The following is a 15,695-nucleotide window of genomic DNA, read 5'->3' on the forward strand; positions in this document are numbered from 1 at the left end:
GCGGTGAATCAGTCACCGAATGCATCAACTGACACGCTGCTATCGGGGGCAAGCCCCCTCCCACACTTTGAACCGGTTTCTTCAGTCATTTAGTCATTAAGAGACGCCCGATGCTATTCAACCAAGCCTCACGCCTGGCCCAGATCACCAGCCCCCTCGGGCCGGATGTGCTGTTGCTCAATGAAATGGGCGGCGGCGAAGAGCTGGGACGGCTGTTCAACTACGAGCTGCAACTGACGTCTTTGGACGCCAACATCGACCTCAACCAGTTGCTGGGCAAGCCGATGAGCGTGGGCCTGCAACTGGCCGACGGTGGCGAGCGGCATTTCCACGGCATCGTCGCGCGCTGCAGCCAGAACATCGACCAGGGCCAGTTCGCCAGCTACCAGGTGACGTTGCGCCCATGGCTGTGGCTGCTCAGTCGCACCTCCGATTGCCGGATTTTCCAGAACCTGAGCATCCCGCAGATCATCAAGCAGGTGTTCCGCGACCTGGGCTTTTCCGACTTCGAAGACGCCCTGAGCCGGCCGTACCGCGAGTGGGAATACTGCGTGCAGTACCGCGAGACCAGCTTCGATTTCGTCAGCCGCTTGATGGAACAGGAAGGTATCTACTACTTCTTCCGTCACGAACAGGACCGCCATGTACTGGTGCTGGCCGACGCCTATGGCGCCCACACCACGGTGCCCGGCTACGCCTCGATTCCGTACTACCCCAAGGACGAGCAGCAGCGCGAACGCGACCACATGCATAACTGGCACCTGGCACAGGAGGTGCAGCCCGGCTCGCTGGAGCTCAACGACTATGACTTCCAGCGGCCCAGCGCGAGCATCGACGTGCGCTCGGCCATGCCGCGTCCGCACACCGCCGGCGACTACCCGCTGTACGACTACCCCGGCACCTACGTGCAGAGCGCCGACGGCGAACACTACGCGCGCACCCGCATCGAGGCCCTGCAAACCCTGCATGAACAGATCGAGTTCGCCGGCAATGCCCGCGGCCTGGGTTCGGGCCACCTGTTCAGCCTCACCGGCTTCAGCCGCCAGGACCAGAACCGCGAATACCTGATCGTCGGCTGTCGCTACTACATCGTTCAGGAAAGCCTGGAAAGTGGCGGCGGATCCGGCTCGGCGCAGTTCGAAAGCAGCCTGACCTGTATCCCCGCGCAACAGAGCTACCGCACCCTGCCCACCACCCATCGGCCCGTGGTCAAAGGCCCGCAAACGGCGCTGGTGGTCGGCCCCAAAGGCGAGGAAATCTGGACCGACCAATACGGCCGCGTGAAGGTGCACTTCTACTGGGACCGTCACGACCAATCCAACGAAAACAGCTCATGCTGGATTCGCGTGTCGCAGTCTTGGGCCGGCAAGAACTGGGGCTCGATGCAGATTCCCCGGATCGGCCAGGAAGTGATCGTCAGCTTCCTCGAAGGCGACCCCGACCGACCGATCATCACCGGGCGGGTATACAACGCTGAGCAGACCGTGCCTTACGACCTGCCGGAAAACGCAACCCAGAGCGGCATGAAAAGTCGATCCAGCAAAGGCGGCACGCCGGCCAACTTCAATGAAATCCGCATGGAGGACAAGAAAGGGTTGGAGCAGCTGTACATCCACGCCGAGCGTAACCAGGACATCGTGGTGGAGGTGGATGAAAGCCATTCGGTGGGGCATGACCGGAATAAGAGCATTGGACATGACGAGGTGGTGACCATCGGTAATAACCGTCTGCGCATCGTCAAGCAGGAAGACATCCTCTCAGTGGGCCAGCGCAAGACCGACAGCATCAGCCAGAGCTACGTCATCGAAGTGGGCGAAAACCTGCGCCTGGTCTGCGGCGAAAGCATTCTGGAATTGAACGCCAGCGGGCAGATCAACCTCACTGGCGTGCAAATCAGCTTCTACGCCAGCGGCGATGCCGAGTTCAATACCGGCGGCCTCCTACACCTGAATAATGGTGGCGGCGCGGGCGCCACACCGGATGGCCAGGGCGTGAAAGCCAGCATCGACGCCAATATCAAAGCCGCGTTCCCCACGCCTAAAAGCTCCTGACGAGATCTGTTTGCCATGACGTATCGAATCAATGAATTCCAGTTTCAACTGCCTGCCGGCGAGTTGCAGGACGCGACGATCAACATTCTCAAGTTCCCCGAACTGGGCACCTCCCTGATCGTCAGCCGCAGCTTGCTGGGCGAAGGTGAAACCCTGCACAGCAACTTCAACGACCAACTCCAACGCCTGGAAAAACAGGTTCAGGATTTACGTTATCAACCGGGTGTCGATGTGCGTTTGGGCGCGGCTCAAGAAGTGGCAGGGATCGAATTACGCAGCCAGTTCAACAAGGGCAATGACAAGGTGTTCCAGTATCAATTGGCACTGGTGATTCCGGGCACGCGCAAGATGCTTGCTCTCAGCTACGTGAAGGCGGACGCGCTGGGTGAGGCCGAGGCGGCGCATTGGGCCTTGATAAAAAATTCACTGTCGTTCGACGCTATTTCCTGATGAGCGGCCTGCATGTCTGACGCGTTATGGGCGGCCCGGATGGGCGATGCGCTCGCCCACACTTCGATGATGGCCGACATCCTCGGCGGTGTGCTGGAGGTGGCGGCCAATATCGCGATCACTGCCGTGGCAACAGCTGCCGTGGTTGCGGCTACCGGTATCACCGTCGCCACCGGTGGCCTCGGCTGCTTCCTGTTGGGCGCGGTGGTGGGCACGATTGTCGGTCTGGCCATGAGCAAGACGGGCGCAGACAAAGGCCTGACCAATTTATGCGACAGCTTCAGCAATGCGCTGTTTCCGCCCACGGTGCAGGCCAATATTCTCACCGGTTCCACCAACACGCTCACCAATAACATCCCCGCCGCCCGCGCTGCCGGGGCAATCAGCTCTCACGTTGCGCCAGCGGGCACCGAACTGGAAGAGCCGGCGCCTACGCCTGAGGCCAGCTACCTGGACATGGCCGAGAGCTTCTTTTCGCAAATGTGGCGTCCGACCGTCGCCACGCCTGCGCCCGGTGCCGTGCCCAAGCCGCTGGACCTGGTGGTGTGCATGAAGCACCCGCCGATGCCACCGCAGTTTCTGGCGGAAGGTTCGGACAAGGTCACGATCAACGGCCAGCCGGCGGTGCGCAGCGGTGATCGCAGTACCTGCGATGCGACTGTGGTTTCGTCCGGGTTGATTTCCTCCAACGTGACCATCGGCGGTGGCTCCGTGGTGGTGCGCGAGATTCGCAGCGGCAAGACGCCGGGCGTGGGGCTGGCGGTGACGGCGTTGTTGATGCTCAAGGGTGGCAAGGGCAAGTTCTTCAGTAAGTTGCCGTGCATGCTGATCGGCGGTGCGACCTCGATGGCGGTCAGCAGTGCGATGGGGGCCCTAGCGAATGCGGCGATGGGCTCGTCGAATCCGGTGCATGCGGCGACTGGCGCGAAGGTATTGGGCGATGTCGATGAGCTGGATTTCATGCTGCCCGGCATCTTGCCGATTGACTGGCAACGTTTCTATAACAGCCGCGACGAACGCACCGGCAGTCTGTTTGGCGCGGGCTGGAGCGTGCCGTATGAGGTCTGCGTCGAAGTCCGGCCTCATCCCGACGGCGGCGAGACGCTTGTATACACCGACGAGCAAGGGCGCCCTATCGACATGGGTTCGATTCCCTTGGGCGGCGCGGTGTTCAGCGCCGGTGAAGGGCTCGCTGTGCGGCGGCACCTCAATGGGCAGTTGCTGATTGAGAGCGATGATGGCCTGTACCGTCTTTTTGAACTTACGACTAACCCGTCGCGACTGCGCCTGGCTCAGTTGGGGGACCGCAACGACAACCGCATCCATATTGATTATGACGAGGCCGGACGCCTGGTACGGCTGCGCGATACCTTCGACCTGGTGCAGGTTGAGCTGATTCGCGACGGCGAACAGGTCAGTCGCATCGAACGGGTGTATCCCGATCAACGCCGTGAGGCGCTTGTTGGGTATGGCTACGACACCGCCGGCAACCTGGCCGAGGTGCGTGATGCCACCGGTCAAGTGCGGCGGCGCTTCGCCTACGACAGCGACCGGCGCATGGTGGAGCATCAGTTGCCGACCGGGTTGCGTTGTTTCTATGAGTGGGCTTTGGTTGAAGGCCTGGAATGGCGCGTGGTGCGGCACTGGACGGATGAAGGCGACGCGTATCAATTCGACTATGACTTGAACGCCGGCCTTACCCGCATCACCGACGGATTACAGCGCGTCAGCACCCGGCACTGGAACACGCAGCACCAGATCATTCGCTACAGCGACAACCTCGGACAGACCTGGCTGTTCGAATGGAACGATGAGCGCCAATTGCTCAGCGCCACCGACCCGCAGGGTGGGCGCTACGAATACAGCTACGACGAGTCCGGCAACCTGATCGGCGAAACCGACCCACTGGGCCGCAGCGATTCGACCTTGTGGCTGGAGCATTGGGCACTGCCGCTGGTCGAGACCGACGCCGCCGACAACAGCTGGCAATATCGCTACGATCAGCGCGGCAACTGCATCGGCGAAACAGATCCGCTGGGCTACGTCACCCGGTACCGCTATGACGCCCATGGCCAGGTCGTGGAGATCATCGACGCCACCGGCAAAAGCAAGAAACTGCGCTGGAACCCGTTCGGGCAATTGGTCGAACACATCGATTGTTCGGGTTACCCGACGCGCTTCAGCTACGACGAGCGCGGTTATCTGCACGTCATCACCGATGCACTGGGTGAGCGCACGCAATTCAGCTACGACGCTCAGGGGCGCTTGCTAAGCACTCAATTGCCGGATGGCCGTATCGAGCAGTACCAGCGCGACATCAGTGGTCAACTGCTGGGGTATACCGACCCGGCCGGGCACACCACGCTCTACCAGCACAACCGCCGCGGCCAAGTCAGCCAGCGCACCGACGCCCATGGGCGGCAGGTGAAGTTCGGCTACGACAGCTACGGGCGCCTGCAAGCGCTGATCAACGAGAACGGTGAACGCTATCGCTTTGCCTGGGACGCCGCCGACCGCCTGGCCGAGCAGCAGGACCTGGACGGCAGCGCCAAGCGTTACGACTACGACCTGCTGGACAACATCACCACGGTAACCGCCATTGCGGCGCCTTATGGCAACGGCCTGGCGGTGGTCCCCGAGGCACCACCCGCGCCCATCGTTCATCGGCTGGAGCGCGATGCGGTCGGTCGGCTGGTTGCCAAAACCACCGACGATGGCCGCACCGAGTACAGCTACGACGCCGTGGACCAGCTCACGGCGGTGACTTTCACCGATCTGCAAGGCAATACCCAGGCCCTGGGCTTCGCCTACGACGCTCTCGGGCAATTGCTTGGCGAACAGAGTGCGGCCGGCACTCTGCACCACCACTACGACGAACTCGGCAACTTGATCCAGACCCAACTACCCGACGGCCGTTGGCTCAACCGCCTGTACTACGGCAGCGGCCACCTGCACCAGATCAACCTCGACGGCCAGGTGATCAGCGACTTCGAGCGCGACCGTCTGCATCGCGAAGTCCTGCGTACCCAGGGCCAACTCAGCACGCGCAGCGAATACGACCGCAGTGGCCGCCTGCGCGCACGCCAACGTCGACTGGCAGGCCAACCGTCGCTGCTACCAGCAGCCGTGCAAAAACAATTCGAGTACGACCCGGCCGACAACCTGATCGGCAAACTCGACCAGCAACCCGCTGCGCAACACCGCCAATTGCTGCACTACGACGCCACCGGCCGCATCATCGCCAGCCAGGACAGCCTGCACGGCCAGCGCGAAACCTTCGCCTACGATGCCGCCGCCAACCTGCTTGACGGCTCGCAGGCGGGTGCCGGGTTGGTGGTGCATAACAAGCTGCTGACGTATCAGGACAAGCGTTATCGCTATGACGCGTTTGGGCGGATGATTGAAAAGCGCAGTGCCAAACGCGGCGTGCAGCGGTTTGCGTATGACGCTGAAAGTCGGTTGATCGAAGTGCGCAATGAGAACGGCAGCGTGGTCAGAATGGCGTATGACCCGCTGGGGCGCCGGATTGAAAAAACCGAGCATGGCAGCGATGGGTATCCGCTGGGGGAAACCCGGTTTACGTGGGATGGTTTGCGGTTGTTGCAGGAGCATAAACATAGCCAGACCAGTCTTTATGTTTACGAAGATGAAAGCGGTTACGAGCCCTTGGCTCGCGTGGACGGCATTGGTCCGTTGCAGAAGATTCGTTACTACCACAACGACCTGAACGGCTTGCCCGAGCAACTGACCGAAGCCGATGGTCACAGCGTCTGGCAGGCGACTTATCGGGTGTGGGGCAACACGCTGGAAGAGGTGCGGGAGCCTTATTACATCGAGGAGCAGAACCTGCGGTTCCAGGGGCAGTACCTGGATCGGGAGACGGGGCTACACTACAACACTCTCAGGTTCTACGACCCCGAAATAGGGAGATTCACGACTCCAGATCCGATCAGTTTACTGGGCGGCATAAACCTGTACCAATATGCGCCAAATCCAATTACATGGGTTGATCCATGGGGCCTGTTTAATTGGAACTATAAAAATATGCCTGGAATCGATGGATTCCAGAAACACCATATTATTCCTCAATCGCTGGCTGATCACCCTGCTCTGAAGAAGGCTGGATTCGACATACACAAAACTTCCAACATCATTTACTTGCCTAGTGAAGAGGGCAAGCACAAATATCGCACTATTCACAAAGGCTCACATCCGGGTTACAACAAAGCTGTTCGGGCACAACTCAATGAAATATCCCTCGCGGGCAAGGCTGGAAAATGGAAAAAAGCCCAGTACGCGCAGGCAGTGAGGGAGGTTGTCAGCTCTGAAAGGTCGGGATTACGCAATGGGCGTACTCGGTTGAATAAAAACTCAACTCAAGCAGGTCGCTGCGGGAAATAATATGTACCTATTAGAAATCAGTGAAAATTATTCAGAAATTTACTGGTTCAAATACGACCAGAAAAAATCTCCCGACCACCTATTGTTTATTAGTGGAGAAGAGCAATCATCAATTGCTACCACTCCAACCTTTAGAAATAAAAATAAGATCAGCGCATCTCGCCTAATGTCCTTCGATCTTCTTCAAAGTGACACGCTTGAATTTGTAAGCGAGGCAATGGCCAACGTACTGCGCAAATTCCCGACAGACGTTCAGCTTTTTCCTGCCAACGTTTATCTAAAAGAAGAAAAGCTGGAAGGTTACTATGTATTCAATGTGATCCAGATACTTCCTTGTATTGATTTGAATAACTCTCAATATGGTCCCATGTTCAGCTTTATGCCGGATGGCCCTCTGAGATTCACCACTCTTCAAAGTCTGCCACCTGCTACCTTAGGCAATCACCATATCGTGAGAGCTAAGGAAAGTTCACAACGCATCTTTGTTTCCCAGCAGTTCAAGCAGCAATGCGAAGCATCCCAGCTTAAAGGTCTTCGATTCGTAGACTGTTCCAAAGGTATCCAAGTCTGAACAATAAAGGGGACTGAACAATAAACAACAATAAAGGGAACAATAAAGGGGACGGACCTATTTAATCCGGATAGGGACTATAAATAAATCCGACCCCTTTATCGGTTAGTTTTTCGAAGTGAATACTGCAATGAATCTAAATCTACTGACTTTGCAAGAAAGTGACGCATCTGCTCTGAGAGATGGCGTTCGTGTACGTCAACTGAGCCATCACGTTACCCAGATATTCATGACGTTGCTGCCCAAGGTCGAGCTAAACGGTAGTAGCAAAATAGTTGTTTCGTTGGGACCTCGCGGAGACGAAGATGTATTTGATAATGTCTTAGGCGTGACCAATATCTTCGTTGAAAATTTCGACTTCAAACAGTTTCTCTCTCTGAACCGCCGTAGCCAGGATGAAAAATTATTGGAAACGTTGCGTCAATCACTCACTCTTATTGCAACGAAAAAAGAAGACAATCAAGCCATTGTTGATGTTATCAACTCAACCGCTGAGGGCGTATTAAAAACAAATTTTGAACTAGAAACTCAAATCAAAAAACTCTCAAAAACCAGCAAAAATAAAAAATCCAAGATAAATGTTTATCGAGTGCTCAATGCTGCAGTCGGTGAAGGCTGGTACTGTGAAGAGCTCTTCCCGGCACATAAAAAAAGCTGGATGCATGAGCTGCCCGGCTTTATTGACCGGAGCGACTTATTCAAAACTGCGGAAATCAATGACTCTGCTTATAAAATCAAAAATCGTCTCGGCAAAGTGGTTTTTGAAATCGCTCTTTGATAATGAAATCCCTTACTCAACCAACAAAATTCAAGGCTATCTTGGAGTTCGCGGTGTGCAGCTCCACGGCAGCAAGGCTATCAAGTTTTTATAGAAAAGTAGAAAAAGGGAAAGATTTATTTAAAGATCTCCTAGCCAAGCAATTGCGAAAATAAATCCGTCCCCTTCTCCCTTCTCAAAGGACTCCGTACATTTCGCCGAATCCAACAGACAACTGCATTACGCAATGAAGAACGATCCCGCATTGCAAGCTACTGTCGAAGCAAAACACCCAGGCATCTCAAAATGGGTTGCGCCGAAGAAAAATGGCACGTTCAGAACAACAGCAATGAAAGGCTCGACCTGGCATCACCACCCTGTAGTAGGTGGCAATTTGCAGTTGGTCAGTCACGAGGACCATAAAAACCGTCACGGCGACTACCACCCGAAAGGCCGTAACGGTAAACGAGTAGGCGGCAGAAAAACCTGGGGTGGCGGGTCATCTTGTAGAAAATGAGGAGTCACTGATGAAAAAGATGCAAGGCATCACCAACCTGTTCAGCACCGTCAACTCCCATACCGATAACGACTGGGTCTATACCAACTTGGATAAATGGGAAGAAGAACCAAGGAATGCAATTTTCTACCTCATTTCCGAGGAGGAAATTGACGATCTCGAGGAAGACGATAAAACAGTCGAGAATTCTGCCGGCGAGCTTATCCCCAAGTCCCTGGAAAAAGAAAACGTCGAAACTTGGTTGGATGTGCAAACTCTACAAGCCATATTTGAAGTCATTCAAAAGAAGGTTAACGCGCCAGATAATGATATTTTGATCCGAGCAATCAATCACTATCGGGAATACGACGACTTCATGGAAGGCTGATTCCTATCCAACAAAAATGGGCACCCAACCCCGTCGGCGTGCCCATTTTTCATACCAACCCGCTTCCCTTCAGGCGGTACCGCTTTTACGGATTGACGCTGTCTTTAAGCGACTTGCCCGGCTTGAACGCAACAGTATTGCTGGCCTTGATCTTCACCGGCTCACCGGTCTGCGGGTTTTTGCCGGTGCGGGCGCCACGGTGGCGTTGCAGGAAAGTGCCGAAGCCGACCAGGGTGACGCTGTCCTTGCGGTGCAGGGCGCCGGTGATTTCTTCGAGAACGGCGTTGAGGACGCGGTTGGCCTGCTCCTTGGTGAGATCGGCCTTTTCAGCGATGGCGGCGGCGAGTTCTGGTTTACGCATATGTGAAGCCTCTTTGACGGTTTTTTGTTGTTATGTCCGTGCTGCTCTCTGGTGGAGCAGCGCCAAGGCGCCGCAGGCTCTACTCTGCGGCAGACGGGAGTGAGGATGGCATGCCCTCGCACGCTCCGCCAGCCTCGCCGCGACCTTTCTACGGGTAAGAAGAGGCTGATTCCGACAGAACGACCGACATTTACGCCAGCAGCGGCGGAAGTTCTTTATTCAATGCCAGTTTTTCCATGACGGCGGTGCCCGTCAGCGCGTAGCCCAGCAGGCGACCGCTGGCGTCGCGGCACAGGGCCTTGATGTCGGCGCCCTCGCCTTCGACACTCCATACGCCTTCGCTACCGCGTGGAGGCGGCGAGACCACCAGCGGGCAGACCGGGGTTTTCACGGTGATCGGCATCGGCCCGTAGCTCACGGCGGTAGCGTTGCCGGCCAGGGTCTGGGCCAGGGCGCGGGCGCAGGTCATCAGGGGCATGACGTACAGCAGGTTCAAGCCATCGACCTCGGCACAGTCGCCCAGGGCGTAGATATTGGCGTGGGAGGTCTTGAGGTGGCGATCCACCATGATGCCGCGGTTGATCTGCAGGCCGGCCGCCGCCGCCAGGTCTATGCGTGGGCGCAGGCCGATGGCGCAGACCACCAGGTCGCACTGGATCACTTCGCCGTCCGACAGATGGGCTTCCAGGCCATCGGCGTTGCGTTGCAGGCGGTTGAGTACCGGCCCCAGGTGGAAACGCGCGCCAATGCCTTCCAGCCCGGCTTGCACCGCAGCCGCAGCCGCCGGATGCAGCAGGGTCGGCATGACTTGTTCGCACGGCGCGACCAGATCGACTTCATAGCCGCCAAGGATCAGGTCGTTGGCAAATTCGCAGCCGATCAGGCCGGCGCCGAGCAACAGCACGCGGCGTTTGCCGGCAGCGGCGGCGCGAAAGCGCGCGTAGTCTTCAAGATCGTTGATCGGGAAAATCAGCTCGGCGGCGTCACCCTCGACCGGAACACGCACGGTCTCGGCACCCCAGGCCAGGATCAGGTCGCGGTAGGTCACTGACTCCTCGCCGATCCACAAGCGCTTGTGGCCCGGGTCAATGCCGCTGATACGGGTGTGGGTGCGTACCTGGGCCTTGAGTTGCTCGGCCATGGCGCCAGGTTCGGCCATGCTCAGGCCATCGGCTTCCTTGTTCTTGCCAAAACCGGTGGAGAGCATGGGCTTGGAGTAGGAGCGCCCATCATCCGCGGTGATCAGCAGCAATGGGGTGTCGCTGTCGAGCTTGCGAAACTCCCGGGCTACGTTGTAACCGGCCAATCCTGTGCCGATGATCACGACAGGTGAGTTCATTCCTTTCTCCTTGTAGTACGTTTCGTAAAACTTCAAATTAGCCGATTTCGATCATTTCGAAATCCATTTTGCCTACGCCGCAGTCCGGGCACAGCCAGTCTTCCGGAACATCTTCCCAACGGGTGCCGGGCACAATTCCGTCATCCGGCCAACCATCCGCTTCGTTGTAAATCAGGCCACAGACGATACATTGCCACTTTTTCATTACGTACTTCCTCAGGGTCCAGGCATCTTGGCCGACGGTCGATAGACCAGCGCTGCCGCTCGGCTCAGGGCGTTTGTACTGATCGCAGCCGGCAGATGCAAGTAGGATTGGCTTAAACGTCGGGTCAGCCCGGCAAAAGTTCAGGACGCCATGGTAAGCTCGCCGCCTCTTTTGCCGCCAATATTGACTTGCCGTGCCGCACTCAATCGCCCCTTCCGATGCTTGCCGATGGCTGCCCCAGAGCCTTCTGAGCCCGATGCCTGCGCCCTTGACCCTCGATTGGCTGTTCGATGAAGGCTCGCTGACGCGGCGGCTGACAGGGCTGTCCGGCAACGACTTCAGCGTGACGCCGCTGCTCGAAGGCTGGCAACCGTTGCGCGACGATGAATGTACGGCGCTGGCCCTGCCCCCGGGCACTGTCGGCTGGGTACGCGAGGTGTATTTGCGCGGGCATGACCAACCCTGGGTGTTTGCCCGCAGTGTCGCGTCACGCGGGGCATTGCAGGGCGACGGCTTGCAGATGGATGAGTTGGGCAGCCGCTCGCTGGGCGAGTTGTTGTTCTGCGACCGCGCCTTTACCCGCCAGCCGATCGAGGTGTGCCATTACCCGGCACCTTGGCTACCCGCTGCGGATCAGGTCGACGGGCTGTGGGCGCGCCGCTCGCGTTTCGATCGCGGGGCGCTGAGCGTGCTGGTGGCGGAAGTCTTCCTGCCGAGTGTCTGGCAGGTGCTGCATGACCATCCGGAGAACCGCTGATGTACCAACGTGTGCTCAAATCCTTGAATCGCCTGAACCCCAGGGCCTGGGATTTCATTCAACTGACGCGCATGGACAAGCCTATCGGTATCTACCTGCTGCTGTGGCCGACGCTATGGGCGCTGTGGATCGCCGGCAAGGGCTCGCCGTCGCTGCTCAATATCGTGATTTTCGTGCTGGGTGTGGTGCTGACCCGTGCCGGTGGCTGCGTGATCAATGACTGGGCCGACCGCAAGGTCGACGGGCATGTGAAACGCACCGAGCAACGTCCGCTGGTCAGCGGCAAGATCAGTTCGAAAGAGGCACTGGTGTTTTTTGCGCTGCTGATGGGCATCAGTTTCCTGCTGGTGCTGCTGACCAACGCCAGCACCATCCTGCTGTCCCTTGGCGGGCTGGCGCTGGCGGCAAGCTATCCATTCATGAAGCGTTACACCTATTACCCGCAGGTGGTGCTGGGCGCGGCGTTCTCCTGGGGCATGCCGATGGCATTCACGGCCGAGACCGGCCATCTGCCAGCCGAGGCCTGGCTGCTGTACATCGCCAACCTGTTGTGGACGGTGGGTTACGACACCTATTACGCGATGACCGACCGCGACGACGATTTGAAGATCGGCGTGAAATCCACTGCAATCCTGTTCGGTGATGCTGACCGCGTGATCATTCTCACCCTGCAGGGCCTGGCGCTGGTGTGCCTGTTGCTCGCCGGGGCCCGGTTCGAGCTGGGCGGCTGGTTTCACTTGGGTCTGCTGGCGGCGGCAGGCTGTTTTGCCTGGGAATTCTGGTACACCCGAGACCGGGACCGTATGAAGTGCTTCAAGGCGTTCTTGCACAACCACTGGGCCGGGTTGGCTATTTTTGTGGGGATTGTGGTGGATTACGCGGTTCGCTGAGAGGTTTGCGGTGGCTGTTCCGACGCCATCGGGGGCAAGCCCCCTCCCACAGTTGATGGGTTAACACCTTCAAATGTGGGAGGGGGCTTGCCCCCGATGATTTCAGCAGCGCCGCGCAGTCAAGGCTTGATGATATGCCAAGCCCCACCCTTGCCATCCCCGGTCTTGTCACCGGCTTTCTTGTCATCCTTGTAGGTGTAGACCGGCTTGCCTTTGTGGGCCCATTGACTGGTCTGATCGTCGCGGGTAATCACTGTCCAGTCGCCAGCCTTGGTATCGGTAGACTCGGCCTTCAGCGGCGGCCAATTGGTCGCGCACTGGTCCTTGCACACGGACTTGCCGTCGGCGTCCTTGTCGAAGGTGTAGAGCGTCAGGCCTTTGTGATCAACCAGCATCCCGTCTTTCGTCATCGCAGGTTCTGCGGCCAAAGCCAGGCCCGGCAGCGTCAACGCGGCCGTTACCAGCAGGGCTTTCCAGGAAATCGTGCTGTAAGTCATCGGAACCTTCCTTTTGTGGTTGTCAGGATTCGGACCCAAAGGGTAGTCCAGAGTGCCGTGAATTGCCCAAGGGTCTAAATTACTGTCACACGACTGCAATAATTCCGTTATCTAATGCGGCGCAAGACAGTTAAATGACAAAGAGGATTTTTGAGCATGGTTGGCAGGAGCATTCTGATTGTTGACGACGAAGCGCCCATTCGCGAGATGATCGCCGTTGCGTTGGAAATGGCCGGCTACGACTGCCTGGAGGCGGAGAACTCCCAGCAGGCCCATGCCATTATCGTCGACCGCAAGCCGGATCTGATCCTGCTCGACTGGATGTTGCCCGGCACTTCCGGTATCGAGCTGGCCCGGCGCCTCAAGCGTGACGAGCTGACCGGGGATATCCCGATCATCATGCTCACCGCCAAGGGCGAAGAGGACAACAAGATCCAGGGCCTGGAAGTCGGCGCCGATGACTACATCACCAAGCCTTTCTCTCCGCGAGAGTTGGTAGCTCGCCTCAAAGCCGTACTGCGCCGAGCCGGCCCGACCGACGGCGAAGCCCCCATCGAAGTCGACGGCCTGATCCTGGACCCGATCAGCCACCGCGTGACCATCGACGGCAAGCCGGCTGAGATGGGCCCGACCGAATACCGTCTGTTGCAGTTTTTCATGACCCACCAGGAGCGCGCCTACACCCGTGGCCAACTGCTGGACCAGGTGTGGGGCGGCAATGTGTACGTGGAGGAGCGCACCGTGGACGTGCATATCCGCCGCCTGCGCAAAGCCTTGGGCGATGCCTATGAGAATCTGGTACAAACCGTGCGCGGCACGGGCTACCGGTTTTCAACCAAAGGTTGAAACCTGGCTGCAAGTGATCAGCTACAAGCGGCAAGAGAAAAGCCGCCTCGCTCTGACTTGAAGCTTGCAGCTTGAAACTTGAAGCTGCTCCGAAGGACGCTCCATGAACCAAAACTGGCATGGCACCCTGATTCGCCACATGCTCCTGCTGGTCACCGGTTGCCTGCTGGTCGGGCTGATCAGTGGCTATTACGGCTGGAGCCTGGCCATCGGCATCGCGCTGTACCTAGGCTGGACCCTCAAGCAACTGCTGCGCCTGCATGAATGGCTGCGCCAGCACAAACCCGACGAAGCTCCCCCCGATGGCTACGGCCTGTGGGGTGAAGTGTTCGACAGCATTTACCACTTGCAGCGCCGCGACCAACGGGTGCGCGGGCGCCTGCAGGCGGTGATCGATCGGGTACAGGAATCCACCGCCGCGCTCAAGGACGCGGTGATCATGCTCGACAGCGACGGCAACCTGGAATGGTGGAACCGCGCCGCCGAGACCCTGCTGGGCCTCAAGACCCCCCAGGACAGCGGCCAGCCGGTGACCAACCTGGTACGCCACCCGCGCTTCAAGGAATACTTCGAGCAGGACAACTACGAAGAAGCCCTGGAAATCCCCTCGCCCACCAATGATCGCATGCGTATCCAGCTGTACCTGACGCGCTACGGCAACAACGAGCACTTGATGCTGGTGCGCGACGTGACCCGCATCCATCAGTTGGAACAGATGCGCAAGGACTTCGTTGCCAACGTTTCCCACGAGCTGCGCACGCCGTTGACGGTGATCTGCGGCTACCTGGAGACGCTGCTGGACAATGTCGACGAGATCAATCCGCGCTGGAGCCGCGCCCTGCAGCAGATGCAGCAGCAAGGCTCACGCATGCAGACCCTGCTTAATGACTTGCTGCTGCTGGCCAAGCTTGAGGCCACCGATTACCCCTCCGATAACCACCCAGTGGCGGTGCAAAGCCTGCTGCAAACCATCAAGAACGACGCCCAGGCGCTCTCCGGCGAACGCGGCCAGCAGATCACCCTGGAAGCCGACCCGACGGTGCTGCTCAAGGGCAGCGAGGGCGAGCTGCGCAGTGCGTTCTCCAACTTGGTGTTCAACGCGGTGAAGTACACCCAGGACAAGGGCAATATCCGCATCCGCTGGTGGGCCGACGAACAGGGGGCGCACCTGAGCGTGCAGGACTCCGGCATCGGTATCGACGCCAAGCATCTGCCACGCCTGACCGAGCGCTTCTACCGCGTCGATTCCAGCCGCAACTCCAATACCGGCGGCACCGGGCTGGGCCTGGCGATCGTCAAGCATGTGCTGCTGCGCCATCGGGCACGCCTGGAGATCAGCAGCGTGCTGGGGCATGGCAGTACATTTACCTGCCACTTTCCGACAACGCAGGTGACCCGTTCGCGGCTCGTCGGAAATGACGAATAACTCAAACACAGCACAACACCCACTGTGGGAGGGGGCTTGCTCCCGATAGCGGTGTATCAGTACCAGATGTGCTGACCGACACCCTGCTATCGGGGACAAGCCCCCTCCCACAGTGGTTGTGCATGAATCTGGGGAATGCATTCCAGGCCCCGCCCGGCAGCAACCACTAGGCAAGCGCCCCATCAGCCGCTACATTGGCCGACTTGCGCCTGCCTTTCAGGCCAGCCTTCCCCCTATTGAACAGACGGAACCTGCAAAAC

Annotated in this window: 15 protein-coding genes; 11 read left to right on the forward strand and 4 right to left on the reverse strand. The window is 58.3% G+C overall.

Annotated elements, in window-relative coordinates; all coding sequences use genetic code 11:
• Positions 1-110: 110 nt before the first annotated feature.
• The 7 genes from BFQ04_RS26135 (at position 111) to BFQ04_RS26160 (ending at position 9,114) form a co-directional block, all read left to right on the forward strand.
• Positions 111-2,051, forward strand: coding sequence for a type VI secretion system Vgr family protein (locus tag BFQ04_RS26135; RefSeq protein ID WP_065953265.1), 1,941 nt, complete (start codon positions 111-113; stop codon positions 2,049-2,051).
• A gap of 15 nt (positions 2,052-2,066) precedes the next feature.
• Positions 2,067-2,501 carry a DcrB-related protein gene (locus BFQ04_RS26140; RefSeq protein WP_065953266.1) on the forward strand — a complete coding sequence of 145 codons (435 nt, stop codon included), beginning with the start codon at positions 2,067-2,069 and terminating at the stop codon, positions 2,499-2,501.
• 12 nt (positions 2,502-2,513) lie between these two features.
• The gene (locus tag BFQ04_RS26145) at positions 2,514-6,902 is read left to right on the forward strand and encodes an RHS repeat-associated core domain-containing protein (RefSeq protein ID WP_083218074.1); all 4,389 of its coding nucleotides are present in this window, start codon (positions 2,514-2,516) and stop codon (positions 6,900-6,902) included.
• Between the two features lies 1 nt (position 6,903).
• Complete coding sequence (locus BFQ04_RS26150) at positions 6,904-7,473, forward strand: imm11 family protein (protein ID WP_065953267.1); 570 nt, start codon at positions 6,904-6,906, stop codon at positions 7,471-7,473.
• 130 nt (positions 7,474-7,603) lie between these two features.
• Entirely contained in the window at positions 7,604-8,251 is a 648-nt protein-coding gene (locus BFQ04_RS26155) for a hypothetical protein (protein WP_065953268.1), read from the forward strand.
• A gap of 151 nt (positions 8,252-8,402) precedes the next feature.
• The gene (locus BFQ04_RS29570) at positions 8,403-8,747 is read left to right on the forward strand and encodes an HNH endonuclease (RefSeq protein ID WP_256544623.1); all 345 of its coding nucleotides are present in this window, start codon (positions 8,403-8,405) and stop codon (positions 8,745-8,747) included.
• Positions 8,748-8,757: 10 nt separating this feature from the next.
• On the forward strand, positions 8,758-9,114 hold the full coding sequence (locus BFQ04_RS26160; RefSeq protein WP_057726105.1) for a DUF7716 domain-containing protein: 357 nt from the start codon (positions 8,758-8,760) through the stop codon (positions 9,112-9,114).
• 85 nt (positions 9,115-9,199) lie between these two features.
• Here BFQ04_RS26160 and BFQ04_RS26165 read toward each other — a convergent pair whose 3' ends face one another.
• The 3 genes from BFQ04_RS26165 to BFQ04_RS26175 form a co-directional block, all read right to left on the reverse strand.
• Positions 9,200-9,475, reverse strand: a complete 276-nt coding sequence (locus BFQ04_RS26165; protein WP_003213368.1) for an HU family DNA-binding protein — start codon at positions 9,473-9,475, stop codon at positions 9,200-9,202.
• 190 nt (positions 9,476-9,665) lie between these two features.
• Positions 9,666-10,814, reverse strand: a complete 1,149-nt coding sequence (locus BFQ04_RS26170; protein ID WP_065953269.1) for an NAD(P)/FAD-dependent oxidoreductase — start codon at positions 10,812-10,814, stop codon at positions 9,666-9,668.
• A gap of 37 nt (positions 10,815-10,851) precedes the next feature.
• The gene (locus tag BFQ04_RS26175) at positions 10,852-11,019 is read right to left on the reverse strand and encodes a rubredoxin (protein ID WP_065953270.1); all 168 of its coding nucleotides are present in this window, start codon (positions 11,017-11,019) and stop codon (positions 10,852-10,854) included.
• A 193-nt stretch (positions 11,020-11,212) separates the two neighbouring features.
• On the opposite strand from BFQ04_RS26175, the gene BFQ04_RS26180 reads away from it, so the two are divergent.
• Together BFQ04_RS26180 and ubiA are read left to right on the forward strand one after the other, a co-directional pair.
• On the forward strand, positions 11,213-11,776 hold the full coding sequence (locus tag BFQ04_RS26180) for a chorismate--pyruvate lyase family protein (RefSeq protein WP_065953271.1): 564 nt from the start codon (positions 11,213-11,215) through the stop codon (positions 11,774-11,776).
• On the forward strand, positions 11,776-12,666 hold the full coding sequence (ubiA, locus tag BFQ04_RS26185) for a 4-hydroxybenzoate octaprenyltransferase (protein WP_065953272.1): 891 nt from the start codon (positions 11,776-11,778) through the stop codon (positions 12,664-12,666). Before BFQ04_RS26180 ends, ubiA begins: the two co-directional genes overlap by 1 nt.
• 119 nt (positions 12,667-12,785) lie before the next feature.
• Here the strand turns inward: ubiA and BFQ04_RS26190 are convergent, their stop codons facing one another.
• On the reverse strand, positions 12,786-13,163 hold the full coding sequence (locus tag BFQ04_RS26190; RefSeq protein WP_065953273.1) for a hypothetical protein: 378 nt from the start codon (positions 13,161-13,163) through the stop codon (positions 12,786-12,788).
• A 156-nt stretch (positions 13,164-13,319) separates the two neighbouring features.
• Here BFQ04_RS26190 and phoB point away from each other — a divergent pair, with 156 nt between their 5' ends.
• Both phoB and phoR read left to right on the forward strand, forming a co-directional pair.
• Positions 13,320-14,009 carry a phosphate regulon transcriptional regulator PhoB gene (gene phoB, locus BFQ04_RS26195; RefSeq protein WP_003195617.1) on the forward strand — a complete coding sequence of 230 codons (690 nt, stop codon included), beginning with the start codon at positions 13,320-13,322 and terminating at the stop codon, positions 14,007-14,009.
• Positions 14,010-14,112: 103 nt separating this feature from the next.
• Complete coding sequence (gene phoR, locus BFQ04_RS26200) at positions 14,113-15,435, forward strand: phosphate regulon sensor histidine kinase PhoR (RefSeq protein WP_065953274.1); 1,323 nt, start codon at positions 14,113-14,115, stop codon at positions 15,433-15,435.
• Positions 15,436-15,695: the final 260 nt, after the last annotated feature.

It is taken from the genome of Pseudomonas sp. 37 R 15 (assembly GCF_900004865.1).
Lineage (GTDB): Bacteria > Pseudomonadota > Gammaproteobacteria > Pseudomonadales > Pseudomonadaceae > Aquipseudomonas > Aquipseudomonas fluorescens_AM.

Coding starts and splice junctions, on each gene's coding strand:
- BFQ04_RS26140 (WP_065953266.1), top strand. CDS start 2,067: ATGACGTATCGAATCAATGAATTCCAGTTTCAACTGCCTGCCGGCGAG.
- BFQ04_RS26150 (WP_065953267.1), top strand. CDS start 6,904: ATGTACCTATTAGAAATCAGTGAAAATTATTCAGAAATTTACTGGTTC.
- BFQ04_RS26175 (WP_065953270.1), bottom strand. CDS start 11,019: ATGAAAAAGTGGCAATGTATCGTCTGTGGCCTGATTTACAACGAAGCG.
- BFQ04_RS26160 (WP_057726105.1), top strand. CDS start 8,758: ATGAAAAAGATGCAAGGCATCACCAACCTGTTCAGCACCGTCAACTCC.
- BFQ04_RS26170 (WP_065953269.1), bottom strand. CDS start 10,814: ATGAACTCACCTGTCGTGATCATCGGCACAGGATTGGCCGGTTACAAC.
- phoB (WP_003195617.1), top strand. CDS start 13,320: ATGGTTGGCAGGAGCATTCTGATTGTTGACGACGAAGCGCCCATTCGC.
- BFQ04_RS26135 (WP_065953265.1), top strand. CDS start 111: ATGCTATTCAACCAAGCCTCACGCCTGGCCCAGATCACCAGCCCCCTC.
- ubiA (WP_065953272.1), top strand. CDS start 11,776: ATGTACCAACGTGTGCTCAAATCCTTGAATCGCCTGAACCCCAGGGCC.
- BFQ04_RS26190 (WP_065953273.1), bottom strand. CDS start 13,163: ATGACTTACAGCACGATTTCCTGGAAAGCCCTGCTGGTAACGGCCGCG.
- phoR (WP_065953274.1), top strand. CDS start 14,113: ATGAACCAAAACTGGCATGGCACCCTGATTCGCCACATGCTCCTGCTG.
- BFQ04_RS26145 (WP_083218074.1), top strand. CDS start 2,514: ATGTCTGACGCGTTATGGGCGGCCCGGATGGGCGATGCGCTCGCCCAC.
- BFQ04_RS26165 (WP_003213368.1), bottom strand. CDS start 9,475: ATGCGTAAACCAGAACTCGCCGCCGCCATCGCTGAAAAGGCCGATCTC.
- BFQ04_RS26155 (WP_065953268.1), top strand. CDS start 7,604: ATGAATCTAAATCTACTGACTTTGCAAGAAAGTGACGCATCTGCTCTG.